Origin of the sequence: Bacillus cereus group sp. BfR-BA-01379, from assembly GCF_022663605.1 — a bacterium.
GTDB classification, from domain to species: Bacteria; Bacillota; Bacilli; order Bacillales; family Bacillaceae_G; genus Bacillus_A; species Bacillus_A mobilis.
Genome location: NZ_JAKUFT010000002.1, coordinates 95,043 through 107,105, shown reverse-complemented (window position 1 = coordinate 107,105; position 12,063 = coordinate 95,043). Strand labels below are relative to the sequence as shown.

The following is a 12,063-nucleotide window of genomic DNA, read 5'->3' as shown; positions in this document are numbered from 1 at the left end:
GATTTTATTTTTTTGATGTTACTAATAATTGACTTATATACCCTGAAATAATCAAAGTTACTACCGTGCTTACAACTACTAAAAGAAATATAACGCTCCCTTTACTGAAAAGAAAAGACCCATATTCCATCAGCCCTGTTGTCGAAGGAATTAGAAATAACGGTAAAAAGACAATTAATTTTTCCGCCCCTTCCTCAAACCACTTTAATGGTAAAATACGAGTAGAAAGGAGTAGAAATAGCATTAACATCCCAATTAAACTTCCTGGCATTGATAGATGGAATTCTCCCTGAATCCACGTACCAACTAAACTAAATACATATAGCACGCCTACTTGAAGTAAAAGCGTCACGTACTTCATTTCTTTCCCTCATTTCAATATTACGCATCTCTATTATGAAATCTCATTTAACGTTTTAGCAAACCTTGTCATTCCCAGCTGAATTTGTTCGGCATTTACTCTCCCAAAAGTAAAACGAATATATTCACTTTTAGTACCTAAAACACTACCCGGGACAAACGCTACACCATTTCGTATAGATTCGCCTAATAAATGATATTCATCAAACGTTCCTTGCACTTTGCACCATAAATGTATTCCACCCTCTGGAACAAAAAATTCAACCTGGTCCCCCAATATTTCTTCAAGCTTTCTAATTAACACATCTCTTCTTTCTTTCAATTGTTCACGAAGCATTGTAATATGTGCATGAAAATCTTCTGATTCTAAAAATTGATTTGCCACCCACTGCGTAAATACGCTATGGCCAAAATCAACTTGCTGCTTCGCATCCGCTAAACGTTCAATTACACGTGTAGGGCCAATTACCCAACCAATACGTAATCCTGATGCAACAATTTTTGATAATGAACTTATATAAAGAACATTCCCGTTTTGATCCATTGATTTTAATGTTGGATTCACTTCTCCATTAAATGACGTTAAGCTATACGGATCATCTTCTACAATCGGTATACCAAATTCAGAAGACAGTTCTAAAATCTTTTTACGTCTTGCTAATGAAAGTACTGTTCCCGTTGGATTTTGATAATCTGGATTCAAAAATACCATGCGAATACGATGTTTTTTATGCAAATCAATTAGGTCATCTGGATTCATTCCATGCTGATCAACAGGTAGATGGAATATTTTTAAGCCTGCGGATTTAAACATCGGCAATGAAAAACAATACGACGGATCTTCAATTGCAATCGCATCGCCAGGTTTTAATAAGCATTGCACGATAAGATTCAGTGCCTGTTGTGCGCCAGATGTAATAAGGATAGAATTCGAATCTGCTTCAATTTGTTTATATTGCTGAACATGTGCTGCAATTGTTTTTCTCAACATTTCATTTCCAAGTGGATGGTCATAACCTAGGTTTTCCATAAATGTTTTCTCCGACAAAATCGTTCGGAATCTATCACTTGGAATTAACTCTGGTGACAATTCACCACTTGCTAAATTAATTAAGTCATCTTTTTGTGTTTCCGTTCGAATTTGTTGAACGAGTGGCACATTAGGTAAGAACGATCCATCCTCAACGTACCTACCCCAGTTCGGTATTCGTTTATGTGAAACACCCCATATGTCTGTATTCACCCGTGTTCCGCTTCCTTTTTGCCGTTCTACTACTCCAAGTGATTTTAATTCTTCATACGCAGCTACTATTGTACTCCGGTTCACCTGCAATTCTTTTGCTAACATACGCTCAGAAGGTAACTTGCTGTCAGAAGGAAACTCACCTGAAGAGATGCCCCTTTCAATATAATCAGCTATTTGTTTATATACAGGCGTCTTATCTGTACGATTTGGTTTCCATTCCATCCTGTTGCCCCCTTTCAAAACGAACTATCCTTGATTCGCTAATAACAGTATTAACTGTAATAATAGTATTAATTAAGCGCATGATTTAAAAACATTTTTACCGTCATATTAAAGCTAGTCGGCTGTTCTAAATAAGGTAAGTGTCCACTATTTTTCAACTCAATGAAAATTGTATTTTTCAAATGTCGTTCAAACTCTCTTACATATTTCTCAGGGACAAAATCATCATTTTCCCCTCTTATAATTAAAGTAGGACATGAAATATGTGAAAGAAACGGTCTTTGATCATAGTCCACTAATTCAGCAAATAATCTTTGAATATGCACCGAATTAATAGCATGTAAAGATTGATAAAATCCCCTGACAATTACTTCATTATCCGTGACTCCCATCGCCTTCAATAATGTATCCGCCCATGTTTTTCCGTTATCATGCAAGCTAAGTAAATCATATACTTCAATTCGTTCTTTTCGATCTTCCGGTTCCAAATAGGGAAATGCATTTACAACAATTAAGCTAGAAACAAAGTCTGGATATTGAATAGCGAAATCGATACCGACCCTAGCTCCTTTTGAAAGACCACAAATGACTACTTTTTGTAGCTTTAAGTAATTACATAACTCATACAAAACATTTGCATATTCTTTAAAAGGGATTTCCAGCCCTTCAGATTTCCCATGTCCTGGTAAATCAAGAGAAATCACTTTCCAATTCTCTTTGAAATATTGCCTTTGATATAGCCAATTATTTGCGTTTCCACCAAGACCGTGTAATAACAATATAACAGGACCTGATCCTTCTATATTGTAAGAAATTTTTCGATTCTTATATTCAAAATACATATACATCACATTCAGCTATAACATCACTTATTCTTATCTTTGAATGAATATATCCAAAATGGTTCCTTTTCTAACCACTCTACTGTTTCCGGTGCACCTTCTTCATACTCTTTTTTTAGTTCCGTTACTTTCGTCGCAAATTGTGATGCATGCGCTTGCAATACCTCGAACTTTTTGGGAACATATTCTTTCACTTCATTTTTAAAATGCGGAGGGCCTATTTCCGCTTCATGACTATTTGAAAAAGCTACCGCATAAAATGTTGGTCTTTTATTTTCCGGAATATTAGCTAACGCCCCGGCTACCGCTTCTCCTGTTGCATCATGATCTGGATGAACTGCATATCCCGGATAAAAAGAAATGACCAATGACGGATTCAATTCTTCCACACAGTTTTGTATGACACGTCTTAACTCTCCAGGAGTTTCAAATTCAAGGGTTTTATCACGGTATCCCATCATACGTAAATCTTTAATCCCTAAAATATTTGTAGCCTTCTTTAGTTCCTTCTCTCTTATCGCATATAATGATTCACGTGTTGCAAAAGGAGGATTTCCCATCGCTCTCCCCATTTCACCTAACGTTAAGCAAACATAAGTAAGCGGAACATTTCGCTGCGCATAAGCTAAAATTGTACCTGCCACGCAATACGACTCATCATCTGGATGCGGAAAAACAATTAAAACGTGACGTTCATTTTTTATCAAAATCATACTCCTCCATCATATACAAACCTTTTCTTTCAAAATTATTAAATCACTACCGCATACCATGTTACCCCTACAAGTAGGACGAAAAGAAGGAGAATATAAATAGTTGATAAGTTCTTCACATTTCTCTTTGTAGACTTGCCGTAATTCTCCTCCACATTTCGTGCTACTAGCACGGTGCCGAACAGCGATCCAATTACAATAATAACGACTAGTGAAATTGCAAAACTCATTGTATTTTCACCTCTCTACAGACAATCTATTTTAATAAAGAACTTTCTCTTTAAAACGTTAATAACATACTACCTTTCTTCTCTTATCATAATGGATGTTTGCAAAAAACGGACCAACCACTTTTGTGTTTTTTTGCTCATCCACTTTAAAAATAAAAAGCAACTGATCACTTATGGTCAGTTGCTTTTTTACAGGATTATTTATATTGATTTTCATTTAAAACTAATCCGATTTAAAAGTTTAGTCTTTTCATAATGAAACATCAATTGAAATAACTCGATAATTGTTCGTTTACAAGATACACTGTATTTTCAATAAGAATCGACGTATTTTATCGCTTCTTACTCTCATCATCTTTATTCTTTTATTAATGACTTATTTGTTCTTATAACTTCTTGATACAGCAATGGTGACCACTTTTCATTTATGTAGTCTTGAATTATCCAACCTACTCTTGTAGGACTCTTTTGTTTTATATAGTTTGCAATTTCAGGATTTATATAAGAGGCATAGTAATATGGACTATTCCATGCTGTACCACCTGAAGACAAGCTTGTAAAATTAACATATAGGTGATTTAAATCCTCACTATTATTCATCGTTTCATTAATCGTATCTTTAATAGATTTTACTTTCTCATCATAACTCACTTTATATTTATCTTGTACTGTTACATTTACATTTTGATTTACAGTTGTCGTAAATGTCTCATTATCTGGCCAATAAAAATTATTATATCCTCCAGATTCATTACTACCACTATATCTTTTTAATAGTACAATTTTCCCACGAGCATCTCCAAGTTTTATATTTCCTTCTGTTTTTAAAAAGATAGGATCAACAAAATAATTTTTTTCAAACGTATTACTAAAGGAACCTTCTGCCCCTTTCATATCCTCATACTCTTTTTTTAAAGACATAATAATCGTTTCACTTGGGTTATCTTTTAAAAATTGTTTCGCTTCGCTTATGAATTCATGCAATGTTACATAAAGATATAATGGACCATGATGAAGAACTATCGTATTATCATCTGTTAAACGTCCTCTTATATCAAAAATACGAGCTCCATGATCCATTTGGTAACGAAAATCATATTCTTGCGTCATTCCCCATACTTGCTTAATTGGATTTTGTAATTTGAACGTACCACTATCATGTGTTCCTGGAATTGAAATTCGTGCTAATGAGATGTTATCAGGTATAGGTTGCATCCATTTTGACCAATTTTCAAACTCATTAACAGAGCTAGCTGCAACGACCCGCTTATCATGTAAAGCGAATACAAATGTGATAAATATCATACTACATATGAATAATTTCAAAGTAAACTTCTTATTGCTCACTATTATTCCTCCTTTTTCCGTTTTATATTAAACTTATTGAATATAATATAAGCTAGTTCATAAAAAATAAATAACATTTTATCAATATGAAATATTGCATAGAAGTAAAGTTAAAAAATCATTCACATATACTGAATTAGAAAAATTTAAAGGAACTTCATCTGAAGTCCCTTTTGTTTATTTTATGTTCAATACATATGAACCATCTTTATTCTCATACTTATAGACATATAAATAATATTTACCTGGCTTTGCATTATAAGTTCCTTTAACTACATTCCCTTCATTTTCACCATATGCTACATAGTTGTTTAAATCTGATTCATGATGAAGTACCCATGTCATTCCAATGTTTTGTTCATTTAGTAGAGAAATTTTAATATTTTCGGGTGAGTCAATTTGGAAAGTAAATACATCTACCTTATCACGATTATCTAGTTTTCCTTTCATTGGTGTATGAAAGGAGACTTTATTTGCCTGTCTACGTTCATTATTTGGTTCATTTTCTGTTACTTGTAACTCATTCCCACCGTTCGGTTCTCTTCGTTCATACCCTAAATCTACTAGTATAGACTTCAAATCTGGTAAAACACCAATTTTATCTGAAGATGGATCTTTAGATCTCGTTCCAGTGTTACGGTTACTTAATATCGTTCTTAATTCACTTGGTCTATATGGTTGTCCTAAATTTTCTTTAGCAATACTTTGTACTAAAGTCGCTGCTCCTGCGATAATGGGTGAAGCACTAGATGTTCCACTAAAGCTTGAAGTATAAAGATTTACAGCACTTCGACTTTGCTCGGCTGTAGTTGTATCTACATTTTCTCCCCACCCGTACACATCAATCCGACTTCCATAATTTGAAAACCACATACGCTCATGAGGGAAAGATGAAGAACCCGCGCCTACCATAATTGCACCTGAATCTTTAAAATCTTTACTATTACGATTTAAGACTTGTTTACCATTTCTATCTTTAAATTGATCTAAATCATTCCACCCATTTGCTCCAGCTTCTATAATGACAACACCTTTATCTGTACCAGCACGAATCGCATCAAAGATATCTGGTTGTATTTCAACAGGTAAATATTTATCACCATATCCATCAAAGGAAGCTTGTGCCTCTAATAATAAAACATTCCCAGCTTCTAACTGATTTACAGCACTTAATATTGCATCAGCTGTATTATACTGTCCGTTATCTCTTATTTGAGAAATCACTTTCGCTTTCGCTTTTGGCGCAATCCCAATATTCCCAACCTCATTATCCTCAGAGGATACAATCCCTAGTACAGACGTTCCATGTCCAACATGCTGATCTATATTTCTTCCAGACATTAATTCAATATTTTGATGTACTAAATCCTCATGATTTAATAGCCATCCATATTCCATATCAACAAAAGTTATATCACTTCCATTACCACCTTGGACTCCCCAGGCAAAAGGCGCATTAATACCGTATGGTGCCGCATCAAGGTAACCTTGTTTTTTATATCTAGGATTGTTATTAGGATTAAAAGATACACTTAATGGTTGTACTTCCGGTGGCGTTATTTTTTCTTGTTTCTTCACATACACATCTTCTATTAAAGAAGATGTCTTTAACTTATCTACCAGTTCTTCTTCCTGCTCACCATTTTGAGTTTGAAGAATATAGTAGTTTAATAAACTTGTAGATACATTATTAGGTGCTTTCACTTCAAGGTTTTGTATTTGTTCCGGGCTTACAGATGTAAATAAACGATTAAATGTTACATCTGGATATTCTGCAAAAAAATCTTCTAGTACTTTATCGTTCGTTTGAGATTGTATTTGTTTTTCAATACCATCTTCATATGGCAATTTCAAATCCGCTCTGAATTTTACAATGATTTGCTTATCTGTTTCTTGTTCTATCCCTAATTTACTCTGCTGTTCTACAGAATCAGCATTTACAATATTGACAGTGTCCCCTATTCCTAAAAATGTTGAAATAATTACAGCTGAAACAGATATTCTTTTAAATATATTCATTACATCACTCCTCCTATTAATAATATTTAATCATTATATTAATCTATAATGATTTTGTTTATATAACATATTCCCTTTCTACTAAATAGATTATAGTAATCAGCAATATGAACTTCAATGTATTTTCATATGCAATATTTCATATTCGGACTCTACACTACATAAATAAGAAACTTATAATGATTATTTATTTTATATGTGCTAATATACTTGTATTAAAATATTACGTATAAAAATTCTGAACTATATTACTTAACAGTTTCACCTTATTTTTGCTAGGAGGATTTACAATGAAATTATTAAAAATAAAGCATATAATCCCTTTATCTGCAGCTGCAATTACATTCGTATGTAATCAAGGCACAGCTGAAGCATCTACCATTCATACAGTAAAAAAGAATGATACACTTTGGGGCATTAGTAAACAATATGGAGCTTCCATACAATCCATTAAACAGGCTAATAATAAAGGAAACGATCAAACTTTTATTGGTGAACAGTTACATATTCCAGGGTCCACGTACTCAAATGAAATCACCGTTCGTCAAAACGCCAAACCTGCGAACATTTCTGGACAAATTATTTATCAAGTACAACAGGGAGATTCATTAGAAATGATAGCAAAGCGTTACAATGTTACCGTTCAATCTATAAAACAAATTAACAATACAGTCGGAAACAAGCTTTATACAGGACAACATCTAAAAATTAACTCAAGCATTTCAGAAAAAGAAAAAGACTTAATGGCACGCTTAGTTACCGCTGAAGCAGGTGGTGAATCCTATAAAGGTAAAGTAGCTGTAGCAAAAGTTATTCTAAATCGTGTAAATGCAAAAGGTTTTCCAAATACAATAACAGGCGTTATTTATGAACCTATTAAATACGGATATGCCTTTACTCCTGTTACAGATGGAAGAATTAATCAGCCTGCAAGCCCAGAAGCAAAAATGGCAGTAGAAGAAGCTATCTCCACAAATGGAATACATTCTGATTGGCTTTATTTTTACAATCCAAAAACATCAACAGACAAATGGATTACGACACGTCAAACAGTAGCAGTAATTGGTAACCATGTGTTTGCTAAATAAGATTTAAAACCATTAACAGACCTCTTCACTTAAAAGGTCTGTTTTTTTATATATTAGATTTTATTCTTCATATGACATAGTGATCATTTAAAACTATTTCTTCTTTCAATTAAAAACATTTGTATTTACTCCACCACTCGGAGAAATAAAAAAACATCAAGTTTAAAAACTCCCTCTTTATTAATAAAAGCTATTTCTTAACTTCATAAAATTGTTATACACTAGAAAAATAAAAACAAACTATTCGTTAGCAGGTGAAAGAATATGTATGATGTTACAATTATCGGCGCTGGAGTAAGTAGCATTTTTATGGCTTATTCACTAGCGAAAAGTAACAAAAAGGTTTTAATTCTGGATAAAGGTAAAGCGCTAGAAGATCGTCATTGTCCTTTAGACGAAGGAAAAGCATGTACTTGTACTACATGTGATAAATATTTTGGGTTTGGCGGTTTAGGAAAATCTGAAGGGAAATTTAATTATACAAACGGATTTGGCGGCGAACTTGAGCAAAAAGTCGGTAAAGAGGGCTTTATACAACTTATGACTGAAGTAGATAAAATTCTATGTCAGTTCGGAGGAAGTTCTGTTTCGAAATATTCTACAGAAAATCCCCCCCTCAATAAGAGAGCTGAATCGTGTGGTTTACAAATGCTAACAACAGAAGTAAGGCATCTTGGCACTACCCTTTCAAGTGAGATTTTTCAGCAACTCTATGAATTTTTACTTACGAAGATAAATATACAATTTCATATAGATGTGCAACATATTATGAAACAGAAAGGTCATTTTACAATAGTGACAAATGAAGGAACAGTTCAATCGAAGCAACTAGTATTTGCAACTGGACGTTCTGGAGCAGATTGGTTAAAAGAAATGTGCACTTCTCTCAATATTTCTCAGGAACAAACTCGTGTAGACTTAGGTATTCGAGTAGAGATGAAGGAACACCAATTACGTTCTATATTAAAAGATACATTTGAGACTAAACTTTCTTATGAGCATGAACGCTTCACAGCAACTACGTACTGTATGAATCCAAAAGGACGCATCATTAGAAAGTACGAAGAAGGTTTAGTTATGCCTGACGGTCAAAATTTTCGAGAGAAAGGAACTGGCACACCTAACTTAAATTTCACTTTATTTATCCCGCGCTATTTTTCAACTCTCAAAGAAGCAAATGTATACGCAAGTTCAGTTATTAAAAACATTAACCAAGGACGAGATCGGATTGTTATTCAGCGCTTAGAGGATTTACTAAATAAACAACCTACAACGGATAACCACATGAAACATAACCGTATACAACCTACACTACAAGGAGATTATGGAGATTTAAATACAGAAATTCCTCCATTATATATTGAAGGACTTAAAGAATTTTTATTACGCTTAGAACAATTCATCCAAGAACCGATCGATACAGATACTTTATTATACGGAATTGACGGAAAATTCTATGCTCCTACGATAAAAATCAATAAACACTTTGAAACAAGTGTGCATGGGTTATTTTTAGTTGGAGATTGTTCAGGCGTCACTCATTCATTATCTCAAGCTGCTGCAAGTGGGTTGTATGTTGGAAAATATTTATCTGATATTTAATTTCTTTCATTAAAATAGCAATCAAATATGTTAACTTCCATAGTAATAGCTTACTAAAGATTCTCCCGCAAGGAATCTGGATTTTACGAGATACATATTTAACATAACCATGTATGTACCACTATTGACATTCGATTCTAACAAATTGAATGTCAATAGTTTTAAAAGCCTCTATTCATTTCCGCTTTCATTTGTTCGATATTTTGTAACATCATCATAGTGTTTAATATGTTAGGATGTCTATAAGTCATTTTCCATACAACTATGACTTTTTCTTCTCTGTTTCTAAAAAATAGATTTATGCTTTAAAATTCCTCATTGTACGTATATGAATACTTCATATTATTACCTTTAGAAAACATAAGCTAAATGGTTCATTACACTCTAATAGTTATAAAAACATAATATATAACACAAGTTAAATAAATTGTATAAAGAAGGTGTAAAAATGAAAAATAAAATCAATTTACAAATGAAAAATATAAGCTTTGTTTTAATAATTGCTTTAGCAGTATGGTTAAAAACATATCTTATTACAAGATTCAGTTTTGATTTAAAAATTGAGTCTTCTACACAAGAGCTTATTTTGTTTATTAGCCCTCTCGCTGCATCATTAGCATTTGTCGGATTAGCATTATTTGCAACCGGTGAAAAGAGAAATTATATCGCGCTATGTATTAATTTCTTATTAACAATCGTACTGGTTGGGAATGTCATGTTCTATGATTTTTATAGCGATTTCGTTACGTTACCAGTACTTGGACAAACATCAAACTTTGGCCAATTAGGCGGCAGTATTATAGAAATATTGAACTACAAAATTATACTCGCATTCGTAGACATTATTTTCTTCTTTATTTTATTGAAGAAGAAATCAATTGTCTTCCAAACAGGACGTGTAACTCATCCGGTACGCTTGCTATATTTTCTTTTAACGATTGGTGTATTTTTTGCGAATTTACATCTTGCAGAAAAAGAGCGACCTGAACTATTAACGAGATCATTTGACCGAGTTATGCTTGTTAAAAATTTAGGACTATACACTCATCAAATATATGATTTAACACTGCAAGTAAAAGCAGGGTCACAAAAAGCACTTGCTGATAGCAGTAAATTACAAGAAACAGAAAACTACGTAAAGGCAAACCAAAGTGAACCAAATCCTAACATGTTTGGTGCAGCGAAAGGAAAAAATGTAATTATCGTTACTCTTGAATCCCTACAAACCTTCTTAATAGGCGCATCAGTTAACGGTCAAGAAGTCACACCATTCTTGAATCAATTCATAAACGAAAGCTATTACTTCGATAACTTTTTCCACCAAACTGGGCAAGGAAAAACATCCGATTCTGAATTTCTAATTGATACTTCATTGTATCCATTAAATCGAGGAGCTGTATTTTTCACACACGGTAACAATGATTATACTGCGACTCCAGAAATTTTACGTCAACAAGGTTATTACACTTCTATATTCCATGCGAATAACGCAACATTTTGGAATCGTAACATTATGTACTCTGCTCTTGGTTATGATCGTTACTATAACGAACTTGATTACAAAATTACGCCCGAAACAAATTTAAATTGGGGATTAAAAGATATCGAATACTTTGATCAATCTGTAGATATATTAAAAACTGTTGATCAACCATTTTACGCTCGTTTCCTTACGTTAACGAACCATTATCCATTTACGTATGATGAAGATACAAAATTCATTGAACCATACAACTCTGGTAATGGCGTATTTGATCGTTATATCGTAACAGCACGTTACTTAGACGAATCCATCAAAAAATTTATTGAGCGTTTAAAAGCCGAGGGAATGTATGATGATTCTATTATTGTATTGTATGGTGATCATTATGGTATTTCTGAAAAACATAATCGCGCAATGGCACAGTTTTTAGAAAAAGATCAAATAACAGAATTTGATACTTTAAATTTACAACGCACACCTTTATATATTCATATGCCTGGCCAAACAGAAGGTCAAACCATTTCAAAACCTACGGGACAAATCGATATGAAACCTACTATTCTAAATTTACTAGGGATTGATACTACGAACGATATTCGTTTTGGCCATGATATGTTTTCAGATGAATATACCGGATTTGTTGTTTTACGTGATGGAAGCTTTATTACAGACAAGTATGCATACACAAACAACACATTCTACGACCGCATAACAGGTGAAATTGTAGATTTACCAAAAAAAGAAGCACAAGCGCTCATTAACCGTGCACAAAATGAATTACGAATGTCTGACAAAATCATTGAAGGTGATTTATTACGTTTCTCAGAAAGTAATAAAATTAAAACTGGCGAAGTACAAACAAAAATTAAAGAAACTGAAAAATAATTTAAATATGAAAAGGGAGCAACTCA

At 33.2% G+C, this 12,063-nt stretch carries 10 protein-coding genes and 1 pseudogene; 3 read left to right on the top strand and 8 right to left on the bottom strand.

Annotation, left to right across the window (positions count from 1 at the left end; all coding sequences use genetic code 11):
* Positions 1 to 4 precede the first annotated feature (4 nt).
* From MR113_RS01455 to MR113_RS01420, 8 genes and pseudogenes are all read right to left on the bottom strand, one after another.
* Positions 5 to 361, bottom strand: coding sequence for a CidA/LrgA family holin-like protein (locus MR113_RS01455; RefSeq protein WP_163094872.1), 357 nt, complete (start codon positions 359 to 361; stop codon positions 5 to 7).
* 33 nt (positions 362 to 394) lie between these two features.
* Positions 395 to 1,828, bottom strand: a complete 1,434-nt coding sequence (pdxR, locus tag MR113_RS01450; RefSeq protein ID WP_242250721.1) for a MocR-like pyridoxine biosynthesis transcription factor PdxR — start codon at positions 1,826 to 1,828, stop codon at positions 395 to 397.
* Between the two features lie 68 nt (positions 1,829 to 1,896).
* On the bottom strand, positions 1,897 to 2,670 hold the full coding sequence (locus MR113_RS01445; RefSeq protein ID WP_242250720.1) for an alpha/beta fold hydrolase: 774 nt from the start codon (positions 2,668 to 2,670) through the stop codon (positions 1,897 to 1,899).
* A 23-nt stretch (positions 2,671 to 2,693) separates the two neighbouring features.
* Entirely contained in the window at positions 2,694 to 3,374 is a 681-nt protein-coding gene (gene bshB2 / locus MR113_RS01440; protein WP_242250754.1) for a bacillithiol biosynthesis deacetylase BshB2, read from the bottom strand.
* A gap of 47 nt (positions 3,375 to 3,421) precedes the next feature.
* Positions 3,422 to 3,613, bottom strand: coding sequence for a hypothetical protein (locus tag MR113_RS01435; protein ID WP_061678165.1), 192 nt, complete (start codon positions 3,611 to 3,613; stop codon positions 3,422 to 3,424).
* 213 nt (positions 3,614 to 3,826) lie between these two features.
* A pseudogene (locus tag MR113_RS01430) lies at positions 3,827 to 3,939 on the bottom strand (GntR family transcriptional regulator); the annotation flags it as partial.
* Positions 3,940 to 3,970: 31 nt separating this feature from the next.
* The gene (plcA, locus tag MR113_RS01425; RefSeq protein ID WP_163094876.1) at positions 3,971 to 4,960 is read right to left on the bottom strand and encodes a phosphatidylinositol diacylglycerol-lyase; all 990 of its coding nucleotides are present in this window, start codon (positions 4,958 to 4,960) and stop codon (positions 3,971 to 3,973) included.
* 177 nt (positions 4,961 to 5,137) lie between these two features.
* Positions 5,138 to 6,979, bottom strand: a complete 1,842-nt coding sequence (locus MR113_RS01420; protein ID WP_242250719.1) for a S8 family peptidase — start codon at positions 6,977 to 6,979, stop codon at positions 5,138 to 5,140.
* A 290-nt stretch (positions 6,980 to 7,269) separates the two neighbouring features.
* Here MR113_RS01420 and MR113_RS01415 point away from each other — a divergent pair, with 290 nt between their 5' ends.
* The 3 genes from MR113_RS01415 (at position 7,270) to MR113_RS01405 (ending at position 12,037) form a co-directional block, all read left to right on the top strand.
* Positions 7,270 to 8,067 carry a cell wall hydrolase gene (locus MR113_RS01415; RefSeq protein WP_242250718.1) on the top strand — a complete coding sequence of 266 codons (798 nt, stop codon included), beginning with the start codon at positions 7,270 to 7,272 and terminating at the stop codon, positions 8,065 to 8,067.
* Positions 8,068 to 8,331: 264 nt separating this feature from the next.
* Positions 8,332 to 9,669, top strand: coding sequence for an NAD(P)/FAD-dependent oxidoreductase (locus MR113_RS01410; RefSeq protein WP_242250717.1), 1,338 nt, complete (start codon positions 8,332 to 8,334; stop codon positions 9,667 to 9,669).
* Between the two features lie 448 nt (positions 9,670 to 10,117).
* Entirely contained in the window at positions 10,118 to 12,037 is a 1,920-nt protein-coding gene (locus tag MR113_RS01405) for an LTA synthase family protein (protein WP_242250716.1), read from the top strand.
* Positions 12,038 to 12,063 lie beyond the last annotated feature (26 nt).

Excerpts from the sequence above, each read along its gene's own strand:
- MR113_RS01405 (WP_242250716.1), top strand. The coding sequence starts at position 10,118 with ATGAAAAATAAAATCAATTTACAAATGAAAAATATAAGCTTTGTTTTA.
- MR113_RS01445 (WP_242250720.1), bottom strand. The coding sequence starts at position 2,670 with ATGTATTTTGAATATAAGAATCGAAAAATTTCTTACAATATAGAAGGA.
- MR113_RS01420 (WP_242250719.1), bottom strand. The coding sequence starts at position 6,979 with ATGAATATATTTAAAAGAATATCTGTTTCAGCTGTAATTATTTCAACA.
- MR113_RS01410 (WP_242250717.1), top strand. The coding sequence starts at position 8,332 with ATGTATGATGTTACAATTATCGGCGCTGGAGTAAGTAGCATTTTTATG.
- MR113_RS01455 (WP_163094872.1), bottom strand. The coding sequence starts at position 361 with ATGAAGTACGTGACGCTTTTACTTCAAGTAGGCGTGCTATATGTATTT.
- MR113_RS01415 (WP_242250718.1), top strand. The coding sequence starts at position 7,270 with ATGAAATTATTAAAAATAAAGCATATAATCCCTTTATCTGCAGCTGCA.
- MR113_RS01435 (WP_061678165.1), bottom strand. The coding sequence starts at position 3,613 with ATGAGTTTTGCAATTTCACTAGTCGTTATTATTGTAATTGGATCGCTG.
- pdxR (WP_242250721.1), bottom strand. The coding sequence starts at position 1,828 with ATGGAATGGAAACCAAATCGTACAGATAAGACGCCTGTATATAAACAA.